The sequence below is a fragment of the Glutamicibacter sp. AGC84 genome, from assembly GCF_053543575.1.
Genome location: NZ_JBLVOC010000003.1, coordinates 13656 through 27664 on the forward strand (window position 1 = coordinate 13656; position 14009 = coordinate 27664).

General features: G+C 61.2%; 14 protein-coding genes. 7 read left to right on the forward strand and 7 right to left on the reverse strand.

The window, feature by feature from the left end; genetic code table 11:
* Window positions 1–55 precede the first annotated feature (55 nt).
* Both ACNPN0_RS01160 and ACNPN0_RS01165 read left to right on the forward strand, forming a co-directional pair.
* Window positions 56–1078: a pseudouridine synthase gene (locus tag ACNPN0_RS01160; RefSeq protein WP_448938486.1), complete on the forward strand. Its 1023-nt coding sequence runs from the start codon at window positions 56–58 to the stop codon at window positions 1076–1078.
* Window positions 1079–1126: 48 nt separating this feature from the next.
* Window positions 1127–2050, forward strand: coding sequence for a hypothetical protein (locus ACNPN0_RS01165; RefSeq protein WP_448938485.1), 924 nt, complete (start codon window positions 1127–1129; stop codon window positions 2048–2050).
* Between the two features lie 25 nt (window positions 2051–2075).
* Here ACNPN0_RS01165 and ACNPN0_RS01170 read toward each other — a convergent pair whose 3' ends face one another.
* A complete protein-coding gene (locus tag ACNPN0_RS01170) occupies window positions 2076–2852 on the reverse strand; it encodes an SDR family NAD(P)-dependent oxidoreductase (protein WP_448938484.1) in 777 nt (258 codons plus the stop codon).
* A gap of 138 nt (window positions 2853–2990) precedes the next feature.
* Entirely contained in the window at window positions 2991–4439 is a 1449-nt protein-coding gene (locus tag ACNPN0_RS01175) for an MDR family MFS transporter (RefSeq protein ID WP_365943050.1), read from the reverse strand.
* A 210-nt stretch (window positions 4440–4649) separates the two neighbouring features.
* Between ACNPN0_RS01175 and ACNPN0_RS01180 the strand changes: the two genes are divergently transcribed.
* Window positions 4650–5189 carry an NUDIX hydrolase family protein gene (locus ACNPN0_RS01180; protein WP_448938483.1) on the forward strand — a complete coding sequence of 180 codons (540 nt, stop codon included), beginning with the start codon at window positions 4650–4652 and terminating at the stop codon, window positions 5187–5189.
* Here the strand turns inward: ACNPN0_RS01180 and ACNPN0_RS01185 are convergent.
* Window positions 5186–6283, reverse strand: coding sequence for an FUSC family protein (locus ACNPN0_RS01185; RefSeq protein ID WP_448938482.1), 1098 nt, complete (start codon window positions 6281–6283; stop codon window positions 5186–5188). The two genes, ACNPN0_RS01180 and ACNPN0_RS01185, sit on opposite strands and share 4 nt — an antisense overlap.
* Window positions 6284–6416: 133 nt before the next feature.
* Here ACNPN0_RS01185 and tgt point away from each other — a divergent pair, with 133 nt between their 5' ends.
* On the forward strand, window positions 6417–7715 hold the full coding sequence (gene tgt / locus ACNPN0_RS01190; RefSeq protein WP_105658591.1) for a tRNA guanosine(34) transglycosylase Tgt: 1299 nt from the start codon (window positions 6417–6419) through the stop codon (window positions 7713–7715).
* A 78-nt stretch (window positions 7716–7793) separates the two neighbouring features.
* Here tgt and ACNPN0_RS01195 read toward each other — a convergent pair whose 3' ends face one another.
* The 4 genes from ACNPN0_RS01195 to ACNPN0_RS01210 all read right to left on the reverse strand — a co-directional run bounded on the left by ACNPN0_RS01195 (window position 7794) and on the right by ACNPN0_RS01210 (window position 11323).
* Entirely contained in the window at window positions 7794–8249 is a 456-nt protein-coding gene (locus ACNPN0_RS01195; protein WP_448938481.1) for a GNAT family N-acetyltransferase, read from the reverse strand.
* 13 nt (window positions 8250–8262) lie between these two features.
* A complete protein-coding gene (locus tag ACNPN0_RS01200; RefSeq protein ID WP_448938480.1) occupies window positions 8263–9861 on the reverse strand; it encodes a hypothetical protein in 1599 nt (532 codons plus the stop codon).
* Window positions 9851–10546, reverse strand: a complete 696-nt coding sequence (locus ACNPN0_RS01205) for an ABC transporter ATP-binding protein (RefSeq protein WP_448938479.1) — start codon at window positions 10544–10546, stop codon at window positions 9851–9853. The genes ACNPN0_RS01200 and ACNPN0_RS01205 overlap by 11 nt, the downstream gene beginning before the upstream one ends.
* Before the next feature lie 66 nt (window positions 10547–10612).
* Window positions 10613–11323, reverse strand: coding sequence for a queuosine precursor transporter (locus tag ACNPN0_RS01210; protein WP_448938478.1), 711 nt, complete (start codon window positions 11321–11323; stop codon window positions 10613–10615).
* A gap of 355 nt (window positions 11324–11678) precedes the next feature.
* Here ACNPN0_RS01210 and ACNPN0_RS01215 point away from each other — a divergent pair, with 355 nt between their 5' ends.
* The 3 genes from ACNPN0_RS01215 (at window position 11679) to ACNPN0_RS01225 (ending at window position 13983) form a co-directional block, all read left to right on the forward strand.
* Window positions 11679–12386: a TetR/AcrR family transcriptional regulator gene (locus ACNPN0_RS01215; protein WP_448938477.1), complete on the forward strand. Its 708-nt coding sequence runs from the start codon at window positions 11679–11681 to the stop codon at window positions 12384–12386.
* A gap of 124 nt (window positions 12387–12510) precedes the next feature.
* Window positions 12511–13125: a hypothetical protein gene (locus ACNPN0_RS01220; RefSeq protein ID WP_448938476.1), complete on the forward strand. Its 615-nt coding sequence runs from the start codon at window positions 12511–12513 to the stop codon at window positions 13123–13125.
* A gap of 36 nt (window positions 13126–13161) precedes the next feature.
* Entirely contained in the window at window positions 13162–13983 is an 822-nt protein-coding gene (locus ACNPN0_RS01225) for a hydroxymethylpyrimidine/phosphomethylpyrimidine kinase (protein WP_448938475.1), read from the forward strand.
* The last annotated feature ends 26 nt before the right edge of the window (window positions 13984–14009 follow it).

The window sequence follows — 14009 nt, forward strand, 5'->3', positions numbered from 1 at the left end:
CATCCTAGCAGGCCGCGGCCTGCGCGGTCCTGGCAAAGATGGGAGAATAGCCCCTATGGCTATGGAATCCCCGCTTCCCGTGCGCAACGGCGTCAATGCAACTCGTCTTCGCCTCCCGCGGACCGGTTCGTGGGCAACTGTCGCAGATTATTTGCTCGAGCGCTTCGGCCATGTTGATCCAGAGGGCATCCTGCGCCGCTTCGATGAGCAGCAGATCGTTGGCTTGGGCGGCGCTCCGCTCACCCGCCAGACGCCCCTGGGCGAGCACGAATTCATTTGGTACTACCGTTCCCTGCCGGTAGAAACTCCCATTCCCTTTGAAGCCAGGATCCTGCACCAAGACGAGCATCTGCTGGTCGTGGACAAGCCGCATTTCCTCCCCACCACACCCGGCGGACGCTTCATCCAGGAATCCGCGCTGGTGCGCTTGCGCAACCAGACCGGCATCGATGATTTGGTGCCGATGCACCGGCTGGACCGGGCCACCGCCGGGGTCATTCTTTTCGCGGTGAATCCGGCGACCCGCGGCGATTACCAGATGCTCTTCGAACGCCGCGAGATCGCCAAGCGCTACAAGGCGGTGGTCGCCTTGCAGCCGGGCGAAGGCCTGGAAACTGGACGGGTGCTGCATCCAAATGGGGAGCATTCGCAGGTCAAACGGGAATCCGAGCTGCGTGGCCTGCTGCAGCGGATGCCGCTGCTCTTCGAGAACCGGATGGCCAAGGTCAAAGGCCAGCTGCGTTCCATTGTGGAAGAAGGCGAGCCGAACGCCCAGACCCTGGTCAAGCTCGAGGCGATCGGGACGAGCACCGGTTTCCATGCCGGGCTGGAGGTCGCCTTGATGGATTTGGAACCGCGATCGGGCAAGACTCATCAGCTGCGGGTGCACCTGGCTTCCTTGGGCCTGGGCATCATCAATGATGCGTTCTATCCGCGGTTGTGGGATCTGGCCCCGGATGACTACCGGCGCCCGCTGCAGTTGCTGGCGCACACCATTTCCTTCACTGATCCGCTGACCGGCCACGCGCGCAGCTTCAGTTCGCAACAGCGGCTACTGGAAGCGCCGTCGGTCCCATAACCCCTTCTCACGGGGGAAGAATTGCCCTAGGCTGGTGCCTATTATCCCGTGACCCGTAAGGATGAAGGCAAGATGGCCGAACACCAGCGGACCCCGCAACTCGATTCCCTGGTGGAGTCGGCCCAGTCTGCCATTGCTTCGGCGGCAGAACGGTCCTCCTTCGTGTTGCCCTACGCGGCGCCGGATCATCGCCCCAACCCTGCAGTGGAACCTTTCGACACGGTCCGCGGCTACCTCTTGGGCGCTTCGGGCTTATTGCTGCTGCTGACCTCGTTGGCGTTGCCTTCCGGCCTGCATGGACGCGCGCCGTCCAGCCTGCTGGATACCAGCCTGGTGCATTCGGTGTTGTGGCCGGCAACTGCCATCGCGCTGGTCCTGAGCGCCGCGTTTTCGCTGCGCCGCGACCAGCTTTCGGCGCGACGCCAGCGAATCATTTCCCTTTATTCGATCCCGGCCACAGCAATGATGGCCTGCGCCATCACCCTGGCCTCCGGGTTCTTGGCCATCAGCGCGGCCATCCTGGCAACCATCGCTTCGCTGCTATCCCTGTACGGCGTGCTCCAGCTGAACAGGAATACTGCGCGAAACCGCTTGGAGCGCTGGGCAACGGATGCCCCGGTAAGCTTCTTTGCCGGTTCCAGCCTGGTCTATGCCCTGCAGCTCTGGTTTGCCGCCGCCGGATGGAACGACGGCGGGCAGGGACTTCTTGCTGTGGTGGTGACGGCCGGAATTTCAGTGGTTGCCGCCGCCTTCGCCCACTCGGAGCGCGGCCGCCACGCCTTTGCCAGCGGCTTCGGAATCTGCATGATCGCCGCTGCCATCCAGGGCTGGCTCAATGAGTCCGCACCGCTGTGGGTCTGCGCGGTCTGGATCTTCATGGCCTTGCTGGTCTTCCTGATGGCCGAGAACCGCCGGTTCCAGATCAGCCATGCCGAGCACCGTGCGCAGCGCGGCAAGCCCATAGAGTTCTAGGACTGGCCGCGCCCGCCACGGGTGCCTAGCGTGGCGCCATGCGGATGGCTCCATCAAGGCGAATGGTTTCGCCGTTGAGCATCGGGTTGGCCACGATGTGCTCCACCAATGCCGCGTATTCTTCCGGACGTCCAAGACGCGAAGGATGCGGCACCTGGGCTCCGAGCGAGTCCTGGGCAGCCTGCGGCAGGCCGGCCATCATCGGCGTGTGGAAAATGCCCGGTGCGATGGTCATGACGCGGATCTGGTGGTTCGCCAGCTCGCGGGCCAGCGGCAGGGTCATGGCCGCTACTGCTCCCTTGGAGGCCGCATAGGCCGGCTGCCCGATCTGGCCGTCAAAGGCCGCCACCGACGCAGTGTTGATGATGACCCCGCGTTCGGTGCTCCCCTGCTCATCACTCAGCGCTTCGCTATGCGCCATGGCTTCTGCGGCCAGGCGGATCACGTTGAAGGTGCCGTTGACATTGATGTCCAGCACCTTGGCGAAGCGCTCCAGCGGCAGCACTCCCTCGCGGCCCAGCACCTTGCCCGGTGTTGCCACACCGGCGCAATTGACCAGCACCCGCAGGGCGCCAAGTTCCTTGGCACGTTCGATGCCGGCAGCCACCTGCTGCGCGTCAGTGACATCAGCTGGCACGAAGCGGACATTCGCGCCGATCTCGGCGGCGATTTCATCGCCGTCCTCACGCGGCAGGTCGAGTACCACCACATGCCTGGCGGCGGCGGCCAGCTTCTGCGCCGTGGCGCGTCCCAATCCCGATAGGCCGCCGGTGACCAGAGCGACTGAATCCTGCAACTGCATGTTTACCCCTTTGTAGACAGTGGTCTTGTGATCTACATTACTGGCCAGTTGCGTGGAGGCGAAGAATCTTGCCCGCGGGCATGGAAAAACCGCTGGACCCCGCGATGGGATCCAGCGGTCCTTGCACTGTCCTGCAGCCTAGTGGCTCGGAACCGTCGCAGGCTCGGCTTCGACTCCAGCCGATTTCTTCTTGCCCCCAAGCAGGAAGCCGATCACCACGATGCCGACGCTGCAGCCGGCACCGATCAGGAAGCCAGGCTGGAAGCCTTCGACCGAAGCGGTCAGCGGATCGCTGCCAGCTGCGATCTTCGCGGCGGTGGATGAGGCGACAACGCCAACCAGCAGGGCGGTGCCCATGGCGCCCGCCAACTGCTGCAATGTCGAGAGCAGGGCCGAACCGTGCGAGTGCAGGCTGTGCGGCAGCGGGTTCAGCGCAGTGGTGAAGGCCGGGGTGAAGATGAAGGCCAGGCCCAAGCTCATCACCAGGTGCATGACCACCAGCAGCCAGATCGGAGTGTCCACATCCAGGACCACCGCGTAGCCCAGCAGCGAAACCAGCAGCACCAGGGCGCCGGGAACGATCAGCGGACGGGCGCCGACCTTGTCGTAGAGCTTTCCGACCAATGGCGCCAGGACACCCATCAGCAGACCGCCCGGGAGCATGATCAAACCGGTGGTCAGGGTTTCAATGCCCAACACGTTGGTGAAGAACATCGGCAGCAGGATGATCACGCCGAACAGCGAAATCATCGAGAACATCATCAGCACCAGCGAAAGGGTGAAAGCCCTGTAGTTCAGCGGACGCAGATCCAGCAGCGCCTTGTCTTCCTTCTGCAGGTTCAGCTGCAGGAAAACGAAAGCGAGCAGGCACAGAATCGCGCCAACAAGGATGCCCAGGTTCAGCGGGGTGACGCCAACCGACAAGCCGCTGAGGCCGTAGACCAGGCCGCCGAAACCCGGGATGGCCAGAATCAGCGAAGGAATGGACAGCGGCGTCGAGGCGCCGTCAACGTCCTTGGACAGTCGAGGGGTGCCGATCAGCAGAGCCGCTACCGCGATCGGGATGATCACGATGAACATGAATCGCCACGACAGGTACTGCAGGATCAGTCCGGATACCGTCGGGCCGATGGCCGGGGCTACGGAGATCACGATGGAGACATTGCCCATCAGCACGCCGCGGCGCTCAGCAGGGACCAGATGCAAGATGGTGGTCATCAGCAGCGGCATCATGATGGCGGTGCCGCTGGCCTGGATCACGCGGGCCACCAGCAGGACGCTCAGGCCCGGCGCGAGGGCAGCCAGCAGGGTGCCCAGAGTGAACAGGCCCATGGCCAAGACGAAGACATTGCGGATGCTCATCCGCTGAAGCAGGAAGCCGGTCATTGGAATGACCACGGCCATAGTCAGCATGAAGATGGTTGACAGCCACTGAATTGCGTCAGCGGTGACATTGAATTCATCCATCAGAACAGGCAGGGCCACGTTCATGATGGTTTCGTTCAGGATGACCACGAAGCTGGAAACAATCAGCACCGCAATCGTGGTGAAGTTCTGTTTGCTCAGTCGTTCTGGAGCGTTCGTCACGGCAGGAATCTGCTTCCACGAGGATTCGGAAAAAGGAAACGCTATCTGACGCTTGCGGCTGCTTCGCCGGGCAAGGAAGTTCAAATAGCTCTATCGATTTTATCGCTTGGGATTGCGGTGCACTAGGGGTGCAGGAAACCTTATAGGTGAGTTCGGCAACACAGATCCAGCTTCACGGAATGTCGAGGGTTTGTGTACGAAGATAGAACCATGAACGTGCGCACTCCTGACCCATACCCTGGATGGCTCTCCGAAGAAGACCTCTACGAGGCACGGCAGCGCCTGCCCATGCTCTACGTCGAGGCCATTCCCGTGCGCCTGGACCCGCTGGGCTACGTCAACGAGGTGGGCCTGCTGCTCACCGGCGATGATGACGGGCGCATGCTGCGCACCTTCGTTTCGGGGCGAGTGATGTACCGCGAGACCATACGCGCCGCGTTGATCCGCCACATCGAAAAGGACCTGGGCACCATGGTGCTTCCGCAGCTTCCGGCTTCACCGGTGCCATTCACCGTTGCAGAATACTTCCCGGCGCCGAGCGAAACCGGCCTGACCGATGATCGCCAGCATGCCGTATCCATGTGCTACATCGTGCCGGTTCGCGGCGAGACCAGCCCTCGCTCCGATGCGTTGGAGCTGACCTGGCTTTCGCCCAGCGAAGCGCTCAGCGCGGATATCCAAGGCGAGTTCGCTGGCGGTCGAGAAAATATTCTCCGTCAGGCATTAGCCCATGTCGGAGTAAATATCTAGCCCTGCTGCCCGCTGTTTGGAATGATTCCCTGCCGGCGCTTGATGATCGATCCAACCCAGCTTCCCAAGAGCACCCCGAGCATGCCCACGGTGCAGCCGATCAGGGTCTCGACCACGCGGTCGTACATCACCGAGCCGCTCAGGCCCGTCACCAGCGAGACGCCCACGAGCGCCATCGGGGTAATGAAAACCTGCGCCAGGAAATAGTTGCGCATGACCAGCAGCTCGGCCATGAATTGGCATATGGCGATGAAGGCGAGCAGGATCCAGACCTGCGGGTTCAGGAAGATCAAGATCGCCATCAGGACCATGCCTGCCAGGGTGCCGAGCATTCGGTGCACGCCGCGCCGGATGCGCAAGGTCGTGGTGTGCCCGACCAGGGGAACCACCGCGGCCACCATCGCCCAGTAGTTGTGCCCGGCTTCCAGGCTGCTGCCCACGGTATTGGCCAAGGCACCGGCCACGCCGGCCGTCAGGATGTAGAACAGCCCTTCCCACCAGATGGCCTTGCGGACGTTATCCGATAGTGGCGGCAGCGCGGTGCGCTTCCACAAGCTGGTCCACTGCCCGAGTGCACCGGCCGCACCGATGGCTACCGACAACAAGATCGTCAAGGCCGACACGAGCAGGGCTTCGCCGATTGGCGCGGGGACGGGGATCGAGGCAATTGCCGCAAATGCGAAGATGTGGAACAGCGAACCGCCGGGCCGCAGCCGCATGAAACCCACCAGCACCGAGCAGGCACCGGCCACGAGAGTCGTCGCGCCAACTACTTGCCACTGCTTGATTCCAGGGTCCGAATGGTCGATCCACCAGTGCGAAGCGGCCAGCGCCAGGGCGATTACCGCGAAGAACAAGGCCCCGGAACGCACCTGCATCCGCAACCGGTTCCAGTAGCCGTCCACGCGCCCATACACGCCGGTAAAGGCGCCGAACACGGCAAAGACCACAAGATCCAGCCGGTCAATCGCGAAGAGCGTGATCAGAGGCGCAAAAACACCGATGCCGGTGCGCAGGCCGATCCAATGGTCCTTGCGGGCAGGCCCCAGCGTAATGAGCGCCTTGGCGGATTCCTTCAGATTCTCCAGACCCACATCTTCCTTCCGTCGCGTTGGACACAACACGTACGCTCCATTATTCGCGCTTTGCCTTGTGAAGCGTTAGGTTTTGGCGCACATTGCCCCTGTCGTTTTCCTCACCGCGCGGTTAATACGGCACACTTGGTACGTGTCCGAAAAGAACTTTGACCCCAGTGCCCCGCATGCCCGCCAGGATGAATTCGGCTTTGAAGTCGGAACCCGGCTGACCGCTCCGGACGGTTCCCCGATGTTGGGACGTACCGGCGTTATCCGTACCCCGCACGGCGACGTCAAGACGCCCGCGTTCATTGCGGTAGGCACCAAAGCTACCGTCAAGGCAGTCACCCCGGTGCAGGTCCAGGAGCTTGGCGCGCAGGCTGTGCTGTCAAACGCCTACCACCTGTATCTCCAGCCGGGCGCGGATATCCTCGATGAAGCTGGCGGACTAGGCAAGTTCATGGGCTGGCAGGGCCCGACCTTCACCGACTCCGGCGGATTCCAGGTCATGAGCCTGGGCTCGGGCTTCAAGAAGGTCATCGACATGAAGTCCGTAGACCAGTCTGGACCGGACGACGCTGTGGCCCCGGGCAAGGAACGCCTGGCCAATGTGGACGAGGACGGCGTCTGGTTCAAGTCCCATCTTGACGGCACCAAGCACCGCTTCTCCCCTGAGATCTCCATGGGCGTGCAGCACCGGATTGGCGCGGACATCATGTTCGCCTTCGACGAGCTGACCACCTTGCAGAATTCCCGCGGCTACCAGGTCGAGTCCCTGGAGCGCACCCGGCGCTGGGCCGAGCGCTGCATTGCCGAGCACTTTGCATTGACCGACTCCCGCGAAGGCAAGGAATACCAGGCCCTGTTCGGCGTCATCCAGGGCGCCCAGTACGAGGACCTGCGCCGCAAGGCCTGCCAGGACCTGGGGGCCATGGCCTTCGATGGCTTCGGCATCGGCGGCGCCTTGGAGAAGGAAAATCTGGGAACCATCGTCGGCTGGTGCGCCGAAGAGCTTCCAGAGAACAAGCCGCGCCACCTGCTGGGCATTTCCGAGCCGGATGACGTCTTCACCGCGATTGAGAATGGTGCCGATACTTTCGACTGCGTCTCGCCCACTCGCGTTGCGCGCAACTCGGCGTTCTATACCCCTTGGGGCCGTTTCAATCTTTCCGGCGCACGCTACAAGCGGGATTTCACTCCGCTGGTGGAAGGCTGCGAGTGCTATGCCTGCAAGAACTTCACCCGTGCGTACATTCACCACCTGTACAAGGCCAAGGAACTGCTCAGCCACACGTTGATTTCCATCCACAACGAGCAGTTCACTGTTTCGCTGGTTGAATCCGCGCGCCAGGCGATCGAGGACGGAACCTTCTTCGAGCTCAAGGACAAGGTGCTCTCCAGCTACTACGCTGGCGAACCGGATCCGCAGGGCCAGCCGGCCGCCCTGTAGCCGAGGGCCGCAAAGCAGTCGAGGCATCGATTCTCCACACACTGGGCAGTGCAAGGAGAATCGATGCCTCGGGCTTTTCTAGGCCGAAACGCCCTGCCCTGCGCGGGTCATCGGCAAATGCATGATCCCGTCGTCGTCATAGTCTTCTCCGGAGCGGAGGAAACCGAACTTTCCATACCAGCCCTCCAGCTGGGTCTGGGCGCTGAGCTGGATCTCCGCCTCCGGAGCGCAAAGCGCCACGGCACGCTGCATGAGTTCCCCGGCCAGGCCCCGGCTTCGGGCTTCTGCGGCCGTTGCAACCCGCCCAATGCGCGGAGTGCCGCTTGCGCTGTCCATGATTCGCACAGTAGACAGCACTTTCCCGTTCTCGGTGGCCACCAGATGCACAGTGCCGGCATCCAGATCGCGGCCATCGATGTCCGGGTAGCAGGATCGCTGCTCGACGATGAATACCTCGGCACGCAGTTTCAGTATTGAGTAGAGCAATTCTGCGGAAAGCCCATCGGGCTCGTGGATGGAAATCAAATCGTTCATCCTCCTAGACTACCTACGCCCCCGCGCCCAGCTTCCTGCCGGAAACTTGAACCAGGGCACTTGCACCAAAGAGCATTGCCGCGATCCACAGCAACAGGGGAATGGGAGTACCGGGGCTGAGCACCAGGAAGAAAATTGGCGAGAACGTGGCAGCTGCCCGAAGGAAAGTCGCTGTTTCCAGGAAAAGATACGTGGCCACGGCCGAGTCGCTGGTGGCTCCCCCGAGTAATGCATCCCAGTCCCGTTCTTCCCTGCTGGCGTGGGCACTGCTTGCCGCAGCACACCCCAACGCGGCGACCAGGCCTGCGGCGATCCAAAGCCAAATGCGATCCAGTTGGATCATGCCCAGCATTCCCAGCCCGCCGGTCAAGAACAGCAAGGCGGTGGCTGAAAAGAGCATGGCATACAGCGTTGCTGCCCGCATCAGGCGCTGTTCCGAAATCCCTAGAAGCTGGGTGAGCTGCCGTTCGGAAACGAGCGGTGCAATGGTCGCGGAAATGCTCAAGGTGAGAACCAGGCAGAGTGCCAGGTAAAAGGCCGCTGCGCTCAGCGGGTTGGCAATTCGCTGAACCGTGGCGGCCAGCGCGAAAACCAGGAGCAGGAATCCGGCCACCGAATGCCAACGGCCTCCCCTCAGCAAACGGAGGCAGAGAATGCGCCACGCCACCGGCAACTTGGCGGTGAGCTTGCCGCCGCGTGCGCGCCTGCGGCTAATAGCGGATGTCGCCGGAGCCGAGAGGCCCCGCGAGTCGCCCTGCATCAAAGTCCCCACGGCGAATTGCTGGTGCTCTCCGGCAAAACGCAATGCCTGGCCCGGAATCTGGTCAAAATGGCGAGACGCACCGTGCGTACTCGCGCCGCTAAGTATCAGGACAACGAGCAAGGCGAGCATCCAGGCAGCCGGATCCAAGGTGGCCGCAGCCATAGCGCCAACCAGGCTTTGGGCCCAATGAATCTGGAACATCAAGAGCATCCACAACACGGCCAAGGCGATGAGCAGCCCGAGGCCCACCCAGTCGCAGATCCGTCGCGCAGCTATTTGCTGGTTCTTCCCCTGGATCGCCGTGGCCGCGTTGGCAAGCCCGACACCGGCCACTGCGAAGCAGGCGAGCCCAAGGACTGCAACGGGTACCGGGAGCGATCCGGCCAGCCCCAGCATCACGATCAGCCACAGCGCACCGGCAAAGCTGCTCGTGAAAAGACCGATGAGCACCGCATTTCGCCACGTCGGCTGGCGGATAGCCCGGAGCTTGACCGGCAACGGCAGCCACCAGTCGGCCTTGGCCGCGCTGAGCCCGCAAGGCCCCAGATAGAGCATGAGCCGAAAGGTTGCCAAACCGGCCAGGGCCAATAGCACGAAAGAGAGGTCCTGCAAGCGCCAGACGGCGCTAGGCAGCTCTTGGTGCGCTACGCCCTCGCCCAAGAGCACAAACAGCATGCCAAAGAGTGCGCTGAAGAGGTAGGCCAACGCCACCAGCGCGGCCAGCACCCAGACATAGGCATCGGAAAAGCTGTCGAATTTCTCGGAGAAATTCCGCCGCTTCTTGGCTCTATTGACCAGTTCTCGAGGATTGAAATCAACGGCATGGCTTGCAACCCGGCTAGCGCTCAAGCCACTGCGCCCCCGCCTGCGGATCAAGCAGTTCACCCTCGTCTTCATCCAGAAGCAGCACTTGGTCCACGCAGCTTCGCAGCATCAACGGATCATGGGTCACCGCTAGCAAAGTTGTTCCCCTGCCGCGTATCCCGGCAAGCCGCTGGTACAGCTTCTGCCTGATACGCAGGTCCAGGCGTTGTTCCGGTTCGTCAAGAATCAGCAGTTCTGCCGGACGGATCAAGGCCGCGGCGAGCAGCAGCTTACGGCGCTGGCCAGAAGACAGCTCGCCGGGAAGGTGATCGGCAGCAGCAGTGATTTCGAAGAAGTCGAGTTCTGCTTGGACTAACTGGGCCCAATCATCCAGTCCGTGTCCACGAGCGACCATTTCCAGATGTTCGCGCACCGTGAGTTCTTCGAAGAAGGCGCCGTCGGTGACCTGTACTGCGACGGTACGGCGAAAATGCTCCGAGCTTTCATTCACGGGAAGGCTTTGGAACTCGACGGTGCCTTCCACCGGAATGAGATGTCCCAGGATGGTGCGGATCAGTGTTGATTTTCCGCTGCCATTGGCACCGATAATTCCTAAGCCAGCACCGGGAGCCAGCTGCAGGTTGATCGGCCCGCAAATCACGCGATTGGGATAGCCAATGCTCAAGTCGCGTGCTTCTAGCTGAACTTCAGCGCTTTGACCTGTCTGCATGCCATCGATTCTAGTGTCCGGATACAGCTGTGGGCATCGCCCTCACGGATGATGCCCACAGGATCACTAGCTTGCGACGGCAGCTTGGCTGTAGCCAGGTTCGCGCTTCTTGAACCATTTGATGACCATCGAGGTCACCGGAACAAACAGGACCTCCACGGCAGTCTTGTAGATGAAGCCCACCACCACGTAGTTGATGAATGTCGGCGCATCGGCGATGCCGATTACTGGCGCTGCAATGGCACAGAAGATCAGGGTATCCAGGAACTCTCCAACACCGCTGGAGCCGATCAAGCGGAGAATCAGCCCGCGCTCGCCAGTGCGTTCCTTGAGCCTGACCAGCACCCATGAGTTGGCCAGCTGCCCCACCAGGAAGCCGCAGGCGGAGGCGACGACGATCTGCCAGATCGGGCCAAGGGTGCGCTCAAATGCGTCTTGCCCGTCGTAGAACTCGGCTGATGGCAATTGGATCATGACCCAGAAGCAGAACACTGCGAAGAACGCCAAGGCGAAAGTCACCAGGATTGAACGGCGAGCCGCCTTCAATCCGTAGACTTCCGCAATGACGTCGCCCAGAATGTAGGCCAGCGGGAAGAGGAAGAAACCGCCATCGGTGACCAGCGGACCGAAGCTGACACCTTTGGAGGCGCCGATATTCGAAAGAATCACGACCGCGCCCATCAAGGTGAGCACCGTGGAGAAGTAGGGAGAACCCGAAGAAGCGAAAACCGCGTTCTTGGTTCGAATCAGATTGCTGCTGGCGTTGGAATCGCCCATGAAATTTTCCTTGTCAAAGTGGTTCGCCAGGACATCGCTAAAAGGCACGGCCCTGCCCACGAATCAAAAGGGTGAAGGTTCCATGCCTGCGCGCTGTCCCGCTGTATTAGCACTTACGCAACAAGTATCCCATGCATAACTGCGGCCACGTTCTCACCTGTTGAAGACCAACCATGTTTCAGAAATCAAAAAATTCCAAAATTCATATCTCACTTGAATGTCTTCGAACTATAAATTCGAGGAAACAAATAGTGCAGTGACCGTCCTCCCGTACATCAGCATGAAAATTTTCCTTTTTTGAACGCGTTCAAATAATTGGTAGAATCGGATCCACCCACTTCCATCCAAAGGCTCCATGACAACGCAACCACGCACCGAAAAAGGCCAGCAGACCCAAGCCAAGCTCTTGGCAACTGCCTTGGAGTGCTTTGCCACGGACGGATATAAAGCCTCGAGCATGCGTGCCATTGCTTCGAACGCAGGGGTTTCCCTGTCGCATGCGTACTACTACTTCAAGTCCAAAGAGGAGATCGTTGCCCAGCTGCTGCTGAACCTGCGCAGGGAGCAATATGATCTTTGCGCGGGGATGCTCGCAGAGGGAAATACCCTCGAAGCCAACATCCGCGCAGTACTCGACACGGGCGTCGAAGCGTTGGCTCCCTATCACGATTTCGGGCCTGCGTTCCTGCGTCTGATGCTCGCGCGCGATATGGGAAACGACGAGATTTCCGGCATTGAATTGGAGATATGGGAGAAGGTCGTTTCCGGATCCCGCCCGTTGCCCCCATTGGGCATACGACGCGATCTGCCGAAGTTCTTGCTGCTGGTCTCCCGCCAGATCTTCTCGGCGTGGGCTTTCGACCAGTCGCCGCAGCAGCGCCGATCCAGGCTTCTGATGAAGAACATGGCACCGGTTGCCGCCAAGTTCGCGGTGCTCTGCCGCTTGCCTGTGGTGCGCTCGCTCTTTGAAGATGTGCTGGCACTGATGGATCCAGGGCCAGCAGGGATTGCCGAGGTGTCCATGGCAGATCCTTCACCGCTGAGACGGCCGAAAGCCTCCTGAAAAGCCGCGGATTGCGCGAGCCGGCAAACACTCTGACACAGAGTTCCGTATCACCGCGCCTTAAGGCGTAAAGTCAAACATGCCGATAGGTGATCCCTAGCGAACCAAAGGAGAATGCAGCACTATGAGCGCAATGGCACGAGCACTGCCAAGCTGGACCCACGACTACGCCACGCTGCGTGATCGCATTGCTTCCTTCCCGAACCAGCACGAGATTCGTTCGGTGAATCAAGACGGTGAAGACGTGGAAATCCTCCGCTACTGGCCTGATGCTTCCTGGTCCGCGCCAAAGGACGCGCAGCGCTTGATCCTCTTGGGCACTCCCAACGACAGCACCGCTGCAGAACTCGCCACTTCGGGTTGGCAGCAAAGCACGACCATGCATCTGCTGGCCGGCAAGCCCGACGACGTCGAGCAGGTAGTCAAGCTCGCCGATACGTCCGGGCTTTTCGAGGCTCCAATGGATAATTATGACGTCGTTGAGGTGACCGACTTCGACCGTCCGGTCGCCCGAGGACGCATGCGCTACGGCGAAAACTACGGCCTGCTTACCGACCCGGACCTTTTCTCCCCCGCTGATCCCGATGCGGCTCGCCGCGCGGTACTGGCTAACTTTGCAGGCGCAGCTTTCGGCCACGGGCTGCCCTGGCTGCTGCTGGTAGCCACCGCAGAACACGCCCAGCAGCTTCCCGAAGGCTGGTCCAAAGCGACCACGCTCAGCTTCTGGCAGCACGGCTAATCCCATTCCCTACCCGCACTACCCGCAATTGAGACTATGACTAATACAAACACTGCCTCTCCAGCCATGACCCTGACCATCGCTGGTTCCGAAGCCACTGGCGGCGCAGGCGCCCAGGCCGATCTGAAGACCTTCCAGGAACTGGGAACCTTCGGCATCGTGGCTTTGACCTGCATCGTCTCCTTCGATCCCAAGGACTCCTGGAACCACCGCTTCGTTCCCGTTGACCGGCAGGTAATTGCAGATCAGCTCGAAGCCATCCAGACCTGCTACGAGGACAAGCTCAGCACGGTCAAGCTGGGCATGATGGGCTCGCCAGCAACGATCAACACCGTTGCCACCGCGTTGAAGTCCCAGCAGTGGGACAACGTACTGCTCGACCCGGTGCTGATTTGCAAGGGCCAGGAACCAGGCCACGCGCTGGACACCGACGAAGCCCTCAAGGCTGCCTTGCTGCCACTGGCGACGTTCGTCACCCCGAACCACTTCGAGGCTGAACAGCTCTCGGGAATCAAGATCACCACTGAAGATGATCTGATCGAAGCCGCCAAGAAGATCCACGAGGTCTCCGGCGCGGCGGTCCTGGCCAAGGGTGGAGTCCGCATCGCTGGCGAAGACGCCGTGGACGTTTTCTATGATGGCACGACCCTCGAGGTCTTGCGCGAGAAGAAGATCGGCGAAGTTGCGGTCTCCGGCGCGGGCTGCTCGCTGGCCGCAGCCGTAACTGCAGAGCTGGCCAAGGGCGCTACCCCGCTGGAGGCAGCCCGCACAGCCAAGGCGTTTGTCACCGAAGGCATCCGCAACCGCGTTTCTGGCAACACCCCGTTTGACGCACTCTGGCAGGGCGGCCGCCGCTAGGCCCTGGCTGCTGGAGTGTTTTGTTG